This window comes from Streptomyces sp. NPDC051907 (assembly GCF_040681075.1).
In the GTDB taxonomy this organism is placed as follows: Bacteria; Actinomycetota; Actinomycetes; order Streptomycetales; family Streptomycetaceae; genus Streptomyces.
This window is the reverse complement of record NZ_JBFAYB010000049.1, coordinates 1-13,486: the sequence shown is the minus strand read 5'-3', so window position 1 is coordinate 13,486 and position 13,486 is coordinate 1. Positions and strand designations below refer to the sequence as shown.

The following is a 13,486-nucleotide window of genomic DNA, read 5'->3' as shown; positions in this document are numbered from 1 at the left end:
TCGCAACAGCCCGCCTCCCGCCTGCCCGTCGGCAGCCCCCGCCCTTCCCTCCCGGCTCCCTTCCCCGCCTAGGAGAGTGCGTCATCAACGCGTCCAGTCCGCCCTCGCCGTCGGCAGCTGCCGTAGAACTGCGTGGCATCACCAAGCGCTTCCCCGGCGTCGTCGCCAACCACGACATCGACATCACCATCCGCAAGGGCACCGTGCACGCCCTCGTCGGTGAGAACGGTGCCGGCAAGTCGACCCTGATGAAGATCCTCTACGGCATGCAGAAGCCGGACGAGGGGACCATCACCATCGACGGCGATCAGGTCGCCTTCTCCAGCCCCGCCGACGCCATCGCACGCGGCATCGGCATGGTCCACCAGCACTTCATGCTGGCCGACAACCTCACGGTGCTGGAGAACGTCGTTCTCGGCGGCGAGAAGCTGTACGGCATCGGCGCCAAGGCCCGCCTCAAGATCAACGAGATCTCGGACGCGTACGGGCTGAACATCCGCCCCGACGTCCTGGTCGAGCAGCTCGGCGTCGCCGACCGCCAGCGCGTGGAGATCCTCAAGGTCCTCTACCGCGGCGCCCGCACGCTGATCCTCGACGAGCCGACCGCCGTCCTGGTCCCGCAGGAGGTCGACGCGCTCTTCGACAACCTCCGCGAGCTCAAGGCCGAGGGCCTGACCGTCATCTTCATCTCGCACAAGCTGGGCGAGGTCCTGTCGGTCGCCGACGACATCACGGTCATCCGCCGCGGCACCACCGTCGGCACCGCCGACCCCCGCACCACCACGACCAAGCAGCTCGCCGAGCTGATGGTCGGCAGCGAGCTGCCCTCGCCCGAGACCCGCGAGTCGACGGTGACGGACGTGCCGATGCTGAAGGTGGCCGATCTGCGGCTGACCGTCACCGACCCCGACGGCGTCGTGCGCGAGGTCCTGGCGGACGTCGACTTCACCATCCACAAGGGCGAGGTCATGGGCATCGCCGGCGTCGAGGGCAACGGCCAGACCGAGCTCATCGAGGCCCTGATGGGCATGCGCGACCCCGACGGCGGCGTCATCACGCTCGACGGCGCCGACATCTCGCACGCCCCGACCCGCAGGCGCCGCGAGGGCGGCATCGGCTACATCCCCGAGGACCGCCACCGGCACGGTCTGCTGCTGGAGTCCCCGCTCTGGGAGAACCGTATCCTCGGCCATGTCACCGAGGCCCCCAACAGCAAGAAGGGCCTGCTCGACCTGAAGGCCGCGCGCGCCGACACCGAGCGGATCGTGCGCGAGTACGACGTGCGCACCCCGGGCATCGAGGTCACCGCCGCCTCCCTCTCCGGCGGCAACCAGCAGAAGCTGATCGTCGGCCGCGAGATGAGCCACGCGCCCAAGCTGCTGATCGCCGCCCACCCCACCCGCGGCGTGGACGTCGGCGCGCAGGCGCAGATCTGGGACCAGATCCGCGAGGCCCGCCGCGAGGGCCTGGCCGTGCTGCTGATCTCCGCCGACCTGGACGAGCTCATCGGGCTCTCCGACACCCTGCGGGTGATGTACCGGGGCCGCCTCGTCGCGGACGCGGACCCCGCCACGATCACCCCCGAGGAGCTGGGCTCGGCCATGACCGGCGCCGCCACCGGCCACCTCGAAGCACCCGAGCAGCCTGAGAACGGTGAGGGCCGATGAAGAAGTTCGACAAGGACCGGCTGATCCTGGGTCTGGCCGGCCCGGCCCTCGCGTTGCTCGTGGCCTTCCTGCTCACATCCGTCGTGCTGCTCCTCTCGGACCGCAATCCGATCGAGCCGTACCAGCTGATGTTCGAGAACGCCGAGTTCACCGACGTCCAGGTGCTGATCGTCAATCAGGCCGGCACGTACTACCTCGCCGCCCTCGCCGTCGCCATCGGCTTCCGGATGAACCTGTTCAACATCGGCGTGGACGGCCAGTACCGCCTCGCGGCGATGCTCGCCGCGGTCGTCGGCGCGTCCGTCGAGCTGCCGGGCCCGCTGCACATCCTGCTGATCGTGCTCGTCGCGATGATGGTCGGCGCGTTCTGGGCCGGCATCGCGGGCATCTTGAAGACCACCCGCGGCGTCAGCGAGGTCGTCTCCACGATCATGCTGAACGCGATCGCGACCAGCCTGATCGCGTGGATGATCCTGCCCGCCAACCTCGGCGAGCAGCCGCCCGGCTCCAACGACCTGACCACCGGCGAGATCGCCGAGTCCGGCTGGGTCACGGGCCTCGAGCTCGACGGCGGAACCATCTACGGCTTCACCTTCGTCGCCTTCGGACTGGGCATCGTCTACTGGTTCGTGCTCAACCGCACCCGCTTCGGCTTCGACCTGCGCGCCACCGGCGCCAGCCAGTCCGCCGCCCAGGCGAGCGGCGTCGACGCCAAGAAGATGATCCTCACCGCCATGCTGATCTCCGGCGCGGTCGCGGGCCTCGCCGGAATGCCGCTGCTGCTGGGCCAGACCCACACCTACAGCCTCAGCTTCCCGGTCGGCGTGGGCTTCACGGGCATCACCATCGCCCTGCTCGGCCGCAACAACCCCATCGGCATCTTCTTCGCCGCGCTGCTGATCGCCTTCCTGGAGAAGACGTCCGCATCGCTGGACCAGCACGGCTACGAGAAGGAGATCGCCACGATCATGCAGGGCCTGATCGTGATCTCGGTCGTCGTGTCGTACGAACTCGTCCGCCAGTACGGGCTCCGACGTCAGCAGCAGAAGGTCGGCGAGGAGCTGGCCGCGCAGGCCCGCAAGAACAAGGAGGCAGCGGCATGAGCGAGTCGACGAGCACGGTCTCGATGGCGAGCACCGCGCCCAAGAAGGGCGGCGGGCGCCGCAAGCTGTCCCTGCCGGTCATCATGCTGATCATCGCGGGCGGCCTGGCGCTGTTCTCGCTGGTCCGCGTCATCAGCGGCGCCAACGACCTCACCTCCGTCGGCCAGGTCGGCGGCGCCCTCCAGCTCGCCGTGCCCATCGGCCTCGCCGGACTGGGCGGTCTGTGGGCGGAGCGGGCCGGCGTGGTCAACATCGGCCTCGAGGGCATGATGATCCTCGGCACCTGGTTCGGCGCCTGGGCCGGCTACCAGTGGGGCCCGTGGACCGGCGTCCTGCTGGGCATCGTCGGCGGCGCGCTCGGCGGTCTGCTGCACGCGGTCATCACGGTGACGTTCAACGTCAACCACATCGTCTCCGGCGTGGCCATCAACATCCTGGCCGTCGGCGTGACGCGCTACCTGTCGAACTTCACCTTCGCCGAGGCCGAGGGCGGCTCCTCCAAGCAGTCCCCGCGCATCGACCAGATCACCGACATCACCGTTCCAGGGCTGTCGGACTGGCTGGCCGACGTCCAGGCCAAGCACTGGTTCTTCGTCTCGGACCTCGCCGGCATGCTCGGCGGTCTGGTCACCAACCTCTCGGTGCTGACCGTCCTCGCCCTGCTGCTGGTCCCCGGCACCTGGTGGGTCCTGTGGCGCACGGGCTTCGGCCTGCGGCTGCGCTCCTGCGGCGAGAACCCGGTGGCCGCTGAGTCCCTCGGCGTCAACGTGTACAAGTACAAGTACATCGCCGTGATCGTCTCCGGCGCGATGGCCGGCCTCGGCGGGGCGTTCCTCGCGATCGTCTCCACCGGCATCTACCAGGAGGGCCAGACCGGCGGCCGCGGCTACATCGGCCTCGCCGCCATGATCTTCGGCAACTGGATGCCGGGCGGCATGGCGCTGGGCGCCGGGCTCTTCGGCTTCACCGACAGCCTCAAGCTGCGCGGCGGCGCCGAGAACGTCCACGCGATGCTCCTGCTGCTCGCCATCCTGCTGGTGATCGCCTTCGCCTGGCAGCTGTACAAGAGCAAGCACTGGCAGGCCGCGATCTGCCTCGGGGTCTCCGCCGGGCTGTTCGCCTGGTACTCCCTGACCGACGCGCTGCCCAGCCAGTTCGTGGACGCCGCTCCGTACGTCACCACGCTGCTGGTCCTGGCCCTGTCCGCACAGCGGCTACGGATGCCCAAGGCGGACGGCATGCCGTACAAGAGAGGCCAGGGCAAGTGACCACGGCCGCCGAATCCGCGGAGTCGGTGAACTGGGACGCGCTGCGCGAGCGGGCGCGCGAGGCGATGCGGCGTGCGTACGCCCCCTACTCCGGGTTCCCGGTGGGCGTCGCCGCGCTGGTCGACGACGGACGCACCGTGGTCGGCTGCAACGTGGAGAACGCGTCGTACGGCATCGGGCTGTGCGCCGAGTGCGGTCTGGTCTCCCAGCTCCAGGCCACGGGCGGCGGCCGGCTCACCCACTTCACCTGCGTCGACGGCCGGGGCGAGATCCTGGTGCCGTGCGGCCGGTGCCGTCAGCTGCTGTACGAGTTCGGCGGTCCCGAGCTGCTCCTGGAGACCCCGGAAGGGGTCCTGACGCTGGCCGAGATGCTTCCGCAGGCTTTCGGCCCGCACCATCTCCCGTAGCACCGCGGCCCTTCCGCTCCGGCGGGAGGGCCGTTCCCCTACCCTCTCTCTATGCGCGTAGAGCGTGGAGAGTCACTCTGAGCGCATAGAGCCACTCTGGAGGAATTGCATGGACGTCATCTCCGTCATCCGCACCAAGCGCGACCGCGGCGAGCTGAGCCCCGAGCAGATCGACTGGGTCATCGACGCCTACACGCGCGGTGAGGTCGCCGACGAGCAGATGTCGGCGCTGGCGATGGCGATCCTGCTGAACGGCATGAACCGTACGGAGATCGCCCGCTGGACCGCCGCGATGATCGCCTCCGGCGAGCGCATGAACTTCGACGCGCTGTCGCGGCCCACCGCCGACAAGCACTCCACCGGCGGCGTCGGCGACAAGATCACGCTGCCGCTCGCCCCGCTGGTCGCCGCCTGCGGCGCGGCCGTCCCGCAGCTCAGCGGCCGGGGCCTCGGCCACACCGGCGGCACCCTCGACAAGCTGGAGTCCATCCCCGGCTGGCGCGCGCTCCTGTCCAACGAGGAGATGCTGCACGTCCTGGACACCACCGGCGCCGTGATCTGCGCCGCGGGCGACGGCCTCGCCCCGGCGGACAAGAAGCTGTACGCGCTCCGCGACGTCACCGGCACCGTCGAGGCGATCCCGCTGATCGCCTCGTCGATCATGTCGAAGAAGATCGCCGAGGGCACGGGCTCGCTCGTCCTGGACGTCAAGGTCGGCACCGGCGCGTTCATGAAGAACATCGAGGACGCCCGCGAGCTCGCCTCCACCATGGTGGCGCTGGGCACCGACAGCGGCGTCAAGACGGTCGCGCTGCTCACCGACATGTCCACCCCGCTGGGCCTGACGGCGGGCAACGCCCTCGAGGTCCGCGAGTCCGTCGAGGTCCTCGCCGGCGGCGGCCCCGCCGACGTCGTCGAGCTCACCCTGGCGCTGGCCCGCGAGATGCTGGACGCGGCCGGGATCAAGGACGCGGACCCGGCGAAGGCCCTGGCCGACGGCTCGGCGATGGACGTCTGGAAGCGCATGATCGCGGCGCAGGGCGGCGACCCGGACGCCACGCTTCCCGTCGCCCGCGAGCAGCACGTGGTGACGGCCCCCGCCTCGGGCGTCCTCACCCGCCTCGACGCCTACGACGTCGGCATCGCCGCGTGGCGCCTCGGCGCGGGCCGCGCGCGCAAGGAGGACCCGGTCCAGGCGGGCGCGGGCGTCGAGATCCACGCCAAGCCCGGCGACCAGGTGACGGCCGGCCAGCCGCTGCTGACGCTGCACACGGACACCCCGGAGAAGTTCGACTACGCGCTGGACTCGCTGAAGGCGGCCTACGACGTCGCTCCTGCGGGCACGGCGTTCACGGCGAACCCGATCGTGCTGGACCGCATCTCCTGACGGAGTCTGCCCACCCCGTCTGGCCACCGCGTCGTCTGACGTGCGCCCGACGACCGTCTGAGGATCGCCTGCAGACGAGCCGCCCCCGCGATGAGTTCTGGTCGCGGGGGCGGTCTCTTTGAGTGTGGACGCCACACAGCCGATCGTCGTGCGCATCGCCGGGAGAGTGACCCAGGCCGATGTGCCTCATCTGTGCGAGGAGTTGAGGGCGCGACTGAGCGGCGTGGCGGGGGGCGCCGAGGCGATCTGCGACGTCGGCGCCCTCACCCACGCCAATCTGACCGCGGTCGACGCGCTCGCCCGCCTCCAGCTCACCGCCCGCCGCCTCGGCTGCCGGATACGGCTGCGGAACGCCGGGGCGGAGCTGCGGCTGCTGCTCGACCTGGTCGGGCTCGCCGACCTCGCGCCGCCCTAGCCCAGTGCCCTCCCAGCCCCGCGCCGCACACGCCGTCGCAGCCCGCTGATCAGGCGTCGAGCCGCTCAGGCAGCCCGAAGAGCGGGAACCAGCGCTTAGTGTCCAGGAAGAAGTCCATCCCGCCGACCTTGCCGTCCGAGACCTCCAGGACGATGAGCGCCCAGGGCTCGTACCCCTCGCCGTTCTGGCTGGGGTGGTACTGGGCGAAGGCCGGGGAGCCGTTCGCCACGGTCGGCACGAGCCTGGAGCCCCGGCAGACCTCGCCGACGCCGAGCATCCAGCCCACGATGTCGTCGTGCCCGCGCAGCCACAGGTCGTACGGCGGCATGGACATCGTCGCGTCCTCGTGGAGCAGCGCGGTCAGCGCCTTCATGTCGTACCCCTCGAAGGCCGCGACATAGCGCTCCAGCAGCCGCTGCTGCTCCTCGTCGAGCGGGTCCGCCGCGTCGCTCGCCGCCGGCTCCGACTCGGCGAGCGTGGCCCTGGCCCGCTGGAGCGCGCTGTTGACCGAGGCCACCGTCGTGCCCAGCAGCTCGGCCACCTCGCTGGCCTTCCACGCCAGTACCTCGCGCAGGATCAGCACGGCCCGCTGCTTGGGCGGCAGATGCTGCAGCGCGGCGACGAACGCGAGCCGGATCGTCTCGCGCTCGACCGCCGTCTCCGCCGGGTCCGCCACCGACGGCAGCACGCGCCCGTCCGGCACCGGCTCCAGCCAGGTGATCTCCGGACGGGCGTTGAGCTGGGCCTGCGCCACGGGCGTGGCCGCGGTCAGGTCCATCGGGCGGGCCCGGCGATTGCCGGCGTTCAGCATGTCCAGACAGACGTTCGTCGCGATGCGGTACAGCCAGGAGCGGAGCGAGGAGCGTCCCTCGAACTTCTCGAAGTTGCGCCAGGCGCGCACCATCGTGTCCTGGACCGCGTCCTCGGCCTCGAAGGCGGAGCCGAGCATGCGGTAGCAGTAGCCGGTCAGCTCCCGGCGGTACTGCTCCAGCCTGGAGTCCAGGTCCTGTGTCGTTGCCGCGTCGCTCATCGGTCCACCCCTGTCGCCCCTTGGCACCAGCCCTTGGAAAGTACAGGAGGGGACTGACAACGGGGGTCAGGTTCCGGGCTTGCGTCCGTAGACGAAGACGTCGTCGCCGTTCTTCAGCAGGTTCCAGTATGCCTTCGCGTCCCCGCTGCGCATGTTGACGCAACCGCCCGAGCCGGGCGGGTTCCACATCGACTTCGTCGTGGAGTGGAAGGCCTGGCCGCCGTCGAAGAACTGGGAGTACGGCATGCGCACGTTGTAGAGCGTCGACCAGTGGTTGATGCTGCGCCAGTAGATCTTCTTGGCGCCCGTGCGGGTCTCGGTGCCGTCCTTGCCTGTGCGCACCGGCACCGGGCCGTACTTCAGGGTCTTGCCGTCCTGGATCCAGCTGAGCTGCCGGGTCAGGTCGACGCAGGCGATGCGGCCCTTGTTCGTCGGGCACTTGCCGGCCTTGTTCGGGTTCTTGCCCGCGGCGCGCTGGGCGAGCATCGTGTCCATCGTGCGCCAGGTGATCGGCCCCGCGTAGCCGATGGTGGGCGTGATGCCGTGCTGGGCCTGGAAGGCGCGGATGGCCTTGCAGTCGGCGGCGGACTGCTTGCCGTCCACCGGGCGCCCCAGGAACTTCTCCACCTGCTTCTGGTACGGCCCCGTCGACGTGCTGCACGACGCCGCCTGCGCCGTGCCCGCGCCCAGCGCCGCCGTGAGCGGGACGATGAGGCCGGTCAGTCCGAGCACGATGCCCGCCCGCCTGCGTATCCCCCGTGTCCCGCGTATCTCTCTTGCCCCGCCAGTGACTTCCATGACGCAAACTCCCCTCCGTGCACCGCGCGATCGCGCCGAGTCTGCCGGTTTGACGCACGTCGGGGAGCTTGAGTTGTACGGACTGGGGACCTGATTTCAGGAGATTCGCGAGCGCTCAGCGCTGAGCGGATGCCGCGACCAGCATCCGGTGCTCGGAGCGCTGCTCGGCCCGCTGGTGGGCGCGCTGCTCGGCGCGCGCCACGCGGGTGCCGTACAGCGTGATCGACACGACTCCGAGGACCGCGAGCAGCCCCAGCAGAACCGTTCCCGCCCAGCCGCCGGCGTGGAAGGCGACCGCGCCGAGCGTGCCGCCGACGCTGCTGCCCAGGTAGTACGCGGACTGGTAGAGCGCCGACGCCTGCGCGCGGCCCGTCTTCGCCGTGCGGCTCACCGAGGACGAGGCGACCGCGTGGCCCGCGAAGAAGCCCGCGGTGATCAGGACCAGGCCCGCGAGCACGGCCGCCAGCGACTCGGCGAGGGAGAGCAGCAGGCCCGCGGCGGTCGTGGCGACCGCGAGGTAGAGCGCGCCGCGGCGGCCCAGCCGGGCGACGAGCTTGCCCGCGGCGGCGGAGGAGACCGTGCCGACCAGGTAGACCAGGAAGATCGAGCCGACGACGCCCTGCGGGAGGCTGAAGGGCGCCTCGACCAGGCGGTAGCCGATCACCGTGTAGACCGCGCCGAAGACGGTCATGAACAGCGCGCCGATCGCGTACAGCCGCATCAGCAGCGGGTCGGCGAGGTGGCCGCGGACGGTCCTGGCCAGGGTGCGGGGGCTTAGCGAACCGGGCGTGAAATTACGGGCCTTGGGGAGCATCGCGCGGAAGACCAGCGCGCAGACCACGGCCATCAGCCCGACCGCGCCGAGCCCGGCGCGCCAGCCCCACAGCTGGGCGACCCAGCCGGTGACGATCCGGCCGCTCATGCCGCCGATGCTGTTGCCGGCCACGAACAGGCCGATCGCGGCGACCAGCGCCTTGGGCCGCACCTCCTCGGCGAGGTACGCCATCGCCGACGCCGGCAGACCGGCCAGCGCCGCGCCCTGCACGGCGCGCAGCGCCACCAGCCACTCCAGGTTCGGCGCGAACGGGATCAGCAGCGCGACCAGGACGGCGATCACCAGGGAGGCGGTCATCACGCTGCGCCGGCCGAAGCGCTCGGACAGAGCGCTCAGCGGCAGGACGAACAGGGCGAGCGCGCCGGTCGCGGCGGAGACCGTCCAGCTGGCGGCGCTCGCGCTCACGCCGAAGTCGGCGGAGACGGCGGGCAGCAGGGCCTGCGTGGAGTAGAGGAGGGCGAAGGTCGCCACCCCGGCTGCGAAGAGAGCGAAGCTCATACGGCGGTAGCCGGGGACGCCGGGGGCGAGGAGACGGGAGGACTGCGAGGCGGCGCCCACGGTGGTGGACGCCTTGGTACTGGCGGGAGGCATGCATCGAACGTACGACCAGCTTTTTCATGCGTCCAATGCATGGAATGGCCATAATCGTTCCCATGGTGCATCAACACAGCTCACAGCCTCGGCTGTCACCGAGCAGTTACGAAGAATACGAAGCCGACACCGCGATGTTGCTTGCGCCGAGGCTCGCGTACTTCGCCGGGGCGGCGCGTCAGGAGCATGTGACGCGGGCCGCACAGGAGATGGGCGTGCCGCAGTCCACGCTGTCCCGGGCGATCGTGCGGCTCGAAGAGGACCTGGGGGTCGCGCTCTTCGCCCGCAAGGGCCGCACGGTCTCGCTGACGCCGGCGGGGCGGACGTTCCTGACGGCGGTGGAGCGGGCGCTGGCGGAGGTGGAGAAGGCGGCGGAGGCGGTCCAGCAGGACGCGGACCCGGCGTCCGGCAAGGTCGCCTTCGGCTTTCTGCACACGATGGGCTCGGAGACCGTGCCGGGCCTGATCCGCGCCTTCAGGGCCGACCACCCGCGCATCCGCTTCACGCTCGTCCAGAACTACGGCGAGGCGATGATCGAACGGCTCCGGGCGGGGGAGCTGGACCTGTGTCTGACCTCGCCGGTCCCGGACGCGCCTGACCTGGTGGCGCGCCGTCTCGACGAGCAGCGGCTGCGGCTGGTGGTGCCCGACGACCACCGGCTGGCGGGCCGCAAGCGGATCCGGCTGGCGGAGGCGGCGGACGAGACGTTCGTCACGCTGGAGCCGGGCTACGGCCTGCGCCGCATCACGGACGACCTGTGCGCGGAGGCGGGCTTCACGCCCCGCGTGGCGTTCGAGGGCGAGGAGGCGGAGACCCTGCGCGGCCTGGTGGCGGCGGGCCTGGGCGTGGCCCTGCTGCCCCCGCCGGCGGTGGCGCGCCCGGGCGTGGTGGAGCTGACGGTGACGGCGCCGAGGGCGGTCCGCGAGATCGGCGTCGCCTGGCTGGACGGCCACCCGGACACCGCGCCGGTGGCCGCGTTCAAACGCTTCCTGCTCTCGCGCCGGGGCCGCCTACTGCCGGACTGAGCGCCGACGGCGGGCCCTGGCGGGGCGATCGGGGTCTGCTGCGGGACTGCGCGGCGACGGCGGCGGGCCCTCGCGGGCGGGGGCACCCTCCCGGAGGGCGACCCGGGCGCGCTGCGGCCCGCCGAAAACTCCCGCAGGCTCCTCCGTGGTGGAGCGATCGCCGTCTGCTGCCGGACGTCGCGGCACCGGTCCGTCCCCCCCCCGCAGGCTCCTCAGTGGCGGAGCGATCTGCCGAAGCCCGCCGCCAGCGGCATCCGCAGGCCCAGCGGCGGCGGCGCCGCCAGTGCGTCGGCCACCGGGCGGGCGTACGCGCGGGTGAAGAGCGAGCCCAGGACGAAGTCCGAGGCCAGCGCCAGGACTTCCGCGTGGTGTTGGCGCAGCGCGTGGCCGTCCGAGTGGACCTCGAAGCGGCAGGTGTCGCGGTTCGTCCTCTTCGCGCGCTCGGCCAGGCGGTACGACAGCTCCGGGTCCGTCCGCTCGTCGTTCGTGCCGTGCATGATCAGCACATGTCTGCCGGCCAGCTGCCGCACCGGCTCCGGCTCCGCCGCCGCGTCGTCCTCGGGGAGCCACGGCGCCATCGCCAGAACCGAGTTCACCGCCGAGTGGTCCGCCGCGCGCAGGGCCGCCCGGCCGCCCATGCCGTGGCCCGCCAGACAGACCGGCACGTCGCCGTAGCGGCGTACCACCTCGTCCGCCGCCCAGCGGGCGTCCGCCGCCAGATGCGCGTCCGCGCCGTTCCAGCCCCGGCAGCGGTAGCGGACGCCGTGCACCACCAGACCGTCCTGACGGCCCGCCCGCGCCAGCGTGCGCCCCAGCGGCAGCGCCGCGGCGTACGAGAGCCGAGACGGCCCCCGCGCCGAGACCGCCTCCCCGTCCGGCAGGACCAGCACCACCCCGCCGACCGCCGGCTCCACCGCCCGTCCGCCGCCGTTGATACGCCTCAGCCCGGCGCTCGTCCCACCGGTCCGCGCCGCCGCGCCCGCATCGCCTCTACGCCCCCACCACAGGGGCTGTGCGTGGTGTGCCATGGCAGAACAGTCTCAGAAGGGCGGGTGTACTCCACCCGTACGCACGGTCACTGTTACGTATCGACCCGGCGCGCTCTACGCGCGTAGGGGCTAGAGTGCGCAGATGACGAGCCAGACCCTCAATTCGCCCTCCGCGGACCAGATCCGTCGCGCCCCGAAGGTGCTGCTCCACGATCACCTCGACGGCGGGCTGCGTCCCGGCACGATCATCGACCTCGCCCGCGACGCGGGCTACGACGCGCTCCCCGAGACCGAGCCCGACAAGCTCGGCATCTGGTTCCGCGAAGCCGCCGACTCCGGCTCGCTGGAGCGCTATCTGGAGACCTTCGCGCACACCTGCGCCGTCATGCAGACCCGCGACGCCCTCTTCCGGGTCGCCGCCGAGTGCGCCCAGGACCTGGCCGAGGACGGCGTCGTGTACGCCGAGGTCCGGTACGCCCCCGAGCAGCACCTGGAAGCCGGTCTCAGCCTCGAGCAGGTCGTCGAGGCCGTCAACGAGGGCTTCCGCGAAGGCGAGCGGCTCGCCCGCGAGGCCGGCCACCGCATCCGCGTCGGCGCCCTGCTCACGGCCATGCGCCACGCCGCCCGCGCCCTGGAGATCGCCGAACTCGCCAACCGCTACCGCGACCTGGGCGTCGTCGGCTTCGACATCGCCGGCGCCGAGGCGGGCTTCCCGCCCACCCGCCACCTCGACGCCTTCGAGTACCTGAAGCGCGAGAACAACCACTTCACCATCCACGCCGGCGAGGCCTTCGGCCTGCCGTCCATCTGGCAGGCCCTCCAGTGGTGCGGCGCCGACCGGCTCGGCCACGGCGTGCGCATCATCGACGACATCACCGTCGCCGAGGACGGCAGCGTGCAGCTGGGCCGGCTCGCCGCGTACGTACGGGACAAGCGCATCCCGCTCGAGCTCTGCCCGACGTCGAACCTGCAGACCGGAGCGGCCGCCTCGTACGCCGAGCACCCCATCGGGCTGCTGCGCAGGCTGCACTTCAGGGCCACCGTCAACACCGACAACCGGCTGATGAGCGGCACCACCATGAGCCGCGAGTTCGAGCTGCTGAGCGAGACCTTCGGGTACACGCTCGACGACATGCAGTGGTTCACCGTCAATGCGATGAAGTCGGCGTTCATTCCTTTCGATGAACGGCTGGCGATGATCAGTGACGTCATCAAGCCCGGCTACGCCGAGCTGAAGTCCGAATGGCTGTTCAAGCAAACGGCCACGACCAGCGGTTCTTCCTCCGAAGGGCGCTGACGCGAAGAGTCGGGAAGCGGCCGAGGACGTCAACACTCGGCCGCTTCGGGGTGTTTGCGGCGGCCGCGCGGGCCTGGCTAGCTTGCATAGCCGCTCGTATCCCCATCCCAAGGACTCGTCTCTGATGAAGCAGTCTGCTGCCAAGACTCTCGGCGTCGCCGCCCTCGGCGCCGCCTTCGCCGCCGCCGCTGCGGGCACCGCCGCCGCCGCCCCGGCCCTGACCGAGGCCCCCTCCCTGAGCACCGTCACCGGCCTGGTGTCGCAAGAGGTCGCCCCCAAGCTCCCGACGGGCACCCCGCAGGCGCTGTCCGGGGCGCAGACCGCGCTGGGCGACGCGCCGACCACGCTGCCCGCCACCCTCCAGGAGACCGGGAACAAGGTGCTGCCCGGCGGCGTCGAGGGCGGCGACGTGGTCTCCAGCCTGCTGGGCGGCCTGCCGACCAAGGGTCTGCAGACCAAGGGCCTGCCGACCGAGGGCCTGCCGACCGAGGGCCTTCCGCTCGGCAGCCTGCCGGTCGGCACGAGCCTGCCCGGCGCCCTTCTCTGACGAGTCCCGCAGCGCGCACACGCGGAAGTGGGGGGGGGCCCCCCCGGCGGGGGGGGGGCCCCCCCCCCGCAGAGAGGGGGGGGGGGAGGGCGGGGGGGGCCCAGGCCCGGGGGCGCGGGGGCGCCGG

General features: G+C 71.5%; 13 protein-coding genes. 9 read left to right on the top strand and 4 right to left on the bottom strand.

All coding sequences use genetic code 11. The features are described from left to right. Positions 1-83 precede the first annotated feature (83 nt). From AB0M39_RS23965 to AB0M39_RS23940, 6 genes are all read left to right on the top strand, one after another. Positions 84-1,667, top strand: a complete 1,584-nt coding sequence (locus AB0M39_RS23965; protein WP_365367695.1) for an ABC transporter ATP-binding protein — start codon at positions 84-86, stop codon at positions 1,665-1,667. Next, the gene (locus AB0M39_RS23960) at positions 1,664-2,770 is read left to right on the top strand and encodes an ABC transporter permease (RefSeq protein ID WP_365367605.1); all 1,107 of its coding nucleotides are present in this window, start codon (positions 1,664-1,666) and stop codon (positions 2,768-2,770) included. The genes AB0M39_RS23965 and AB0M39_RS23960 overlap by 4 nt, the downstream gene beginning before the upstream one ends. Beyond that, positions 2,767-4,038 (top strand): ABC transporter permease, encoded by a 1,272-nt coding sequence (locus AB0M39_RS23955; protein WP_365367603.1) that lies wholly within the window; start codon positions 2,767-2,769, stop codon positions 4,036-4,038. The genes AB0M39_RS23960 and AB0M39_RS23955 overlap by 4 nt, the downstream gene beginning before the upstream one ends. Continuing rightward, positions 4,035-4,445 (top strand): cytidine deaminase, encoded by a 411-nt coding sequence (locus AB0M39_RS23950; protein WP_365367601.1) that lies wholly within the window; start codon positions 4,035-4,037, stop codon positions 4,443-4,445. The genes AB0M39_RS23955 and AB0M39_RS23950 overlap by 4 nt, the downstream gene beginning before the upstream one ends. Before the next feature lie 109 nt (positions 4,446-4,554). After that, positions 4,555-5,832 (top strand): thymidine phosphorylase, encoded by a 1,278-nt coding sequence (locus AB0M39_RS23945; protein WP_365367599.1) that lies wholly within the window; start codon positions 4,555-4,557, stop codon positions 5,830-5,832. A 124-nt stretch (positions 5,833-5,956) separates the two neighbouring features. Beyond that, the gene (locus AB0M39_RS23940; RefSeq protein WP_365367597.1) at positions 5,957-6,247 is read left to right on the top strand and encodes an STAS domain-containing protein; all 291 of its coding nucleotides are present in this window, start codon (positions 5,957-5,959) and stop codon (positions 6,245-6,247) included. 49 nt (positions 6,248-6,296) lie between these two features. Here AB0M39_RS23940 and AB0M39_RS23935 read toward each other — a convergent pair whose 3' ends face one another. From AB0M39_RS23935 to AB0M39_RS23925, 3 genes are all read right to left on the bottom strand, one after another. Next, a complete protein-coding gene (locus tag AB0M39_RS23935) occupies positions 6,297-7,277 on the bottom strand; it encodes a sigma-70 family RNA polymerase sigma factor (protein ID WP_365367595.1) in 981 nt (326 codons plus the stop codon). A 66-nt stretch (positions 7,278-7,343) separates the two neighbouring features. Next, entirely contained in the window at positions 7,344-8,075 is a 732-nt protein-coding gene (locus tag AB0M39_RS23930) for a L,D-transpeptidase family protein (protein WP_365367593.1), read from the bottom strand. Between the two features lie 115 nt (positions 8,076-8,190). Next, the gene (locus AB0M39_RS23925; protein WP_365367591.1) at positions 8,191-9,501 is read right to left on the bottom strand and encodes an MFS transporter; all 1,311 of its coding nucleotides are present in this window, start codon (positions 9,499-9,501) and stop codon (positions 8,191-8,193) included. Positions 9,502-9,563: 62 nt separating this feature from the next. Here AB0M39_RS23925 and AB0M39_RS23920 point away from each other — a divergent pair, with 62 nt between their 5' ends. Next, the gene (locus AB0M39_RS23920; protein WP_365367589.1) at positions 9,564-10,526 is read left to right on the top strand and encodes a LysR family transcriptional regulator; all 963 of its coding nucleotides are present in this window, start codon (positions 9,564-9,566) and stop codon (positions 10,524-10,526) included. A gap of 212 nt (positions 10,527-10,738) precedes the next feature. Here AB0M39_RS23920 and AB0M39_RS23915 read toward each other — a convergent pair whose 3' ends face one another. After that, entirely contained in the window at positions 10,739-11,419 is a 681-nt protein-coding gene (locus AB0M39_RS23915) for an alpha/beta hydrolase (protein WP_365367693.1), read from the bottom strand. Positions 11,420-11,657: 238 nt separating this feature from the next. Here AB0M39_RS23915 and AB0M39_RS23910 point away from each other — a divergent pair, with 238 nt between their 5' ends. Together AB0M39_RS23910 and AB0M39_RS23905 are read left to right on the top strand one after the other, a co-directional pair. Then, positions 11,658-12,812, top strand: coding sequence for an adenosine deaminase (locus AB0M39_RS23910; protein ID WP_365367587.1), 1,155 nt, complete (start codon positions 11,658-11,660; stop codon positions 12,810-12,812). A gap of 124 nt (positions 12,813-12,936) precedes the next feature. Further along, positions 12,937-13,359, top strand: coding sequence for an ATP-binding protein (locus AB0M39_RS23905; protein ID WP_365367585.1), 423 nt, complete (start codon positions 12,937-12,939; stop codon positions 13,357-13,359). The last annotated feature ends 127 nt before the right edge of the window (positions 13,360-13,486 follow it).

Bases quoted from the DNA above. Each gene is read 5' to 3' on its own strand.
- AB0M39_RS23960 (WP_365367605.1), top strand. From the start codon at position 1,664: ATGAAGAAGTTCGACAAGGACCGGCTGATCCTGGGTCTGGCCGGCCCG.
- AB0M39_RS23955 (WP_365367603.1), top strand. From the start codon at position 2,767: ATGAGCGAGTCGACGAGCACGGTCTCGATGGCGAGCACCGCGCCCAAG.
- AB0M39_RS23945 (WP_365367599.1), top strand. From the start codon at position 4,555: ATGGACGTCATCTCCGTCATCCGCACCAAGCGCGACCGCGGCGAGCTG.
- AB0M39_RS23935 (WP_365367595.1), bottom strand. From the start codon at position 7,277: ATGAGCGACGCGGCAACGACACAGGACCTGGACTCCAGGCTGGAGCAG.
- AB0M39_RS23930 (WP_365367593.1), bottom strand. From the start codon at position 8,075: ATGGAAGTCACTGGCGGGGCAAGAGAGATACGCGGGACACGGGGGATA.
- AB0M39_RS23925 (WP_365367591.1), bottom strand. From the start codon at position 9,501: ATGCCTCCCGCCAGTACCAAGGCGTCCACCACCGTGGGCGCCGCCTCG.
- AB0M39_RS23920 (WP_365367589.1), top strand. From the start codon at position 9,564: ATGGTGCATCAACACAGCTCACAGCCTCGGCTGTCACCGAGCAGTTAC.
- AB0M39_RS23910 (WP_365367587.1), top strand. From the start codon at position 11,658: ATGACGAGCCAGACCCTCAATTCGCCCTCCGCGGACCAGATCCGTCGC.
- AB0M39_RS23905 (WP_365367585.1), top strand. From the start codon at position 12,937: ATGAAGCAGTCTGCTGCCAAGACTCTCGGCGTCGCCGCCCTCGGCGCC.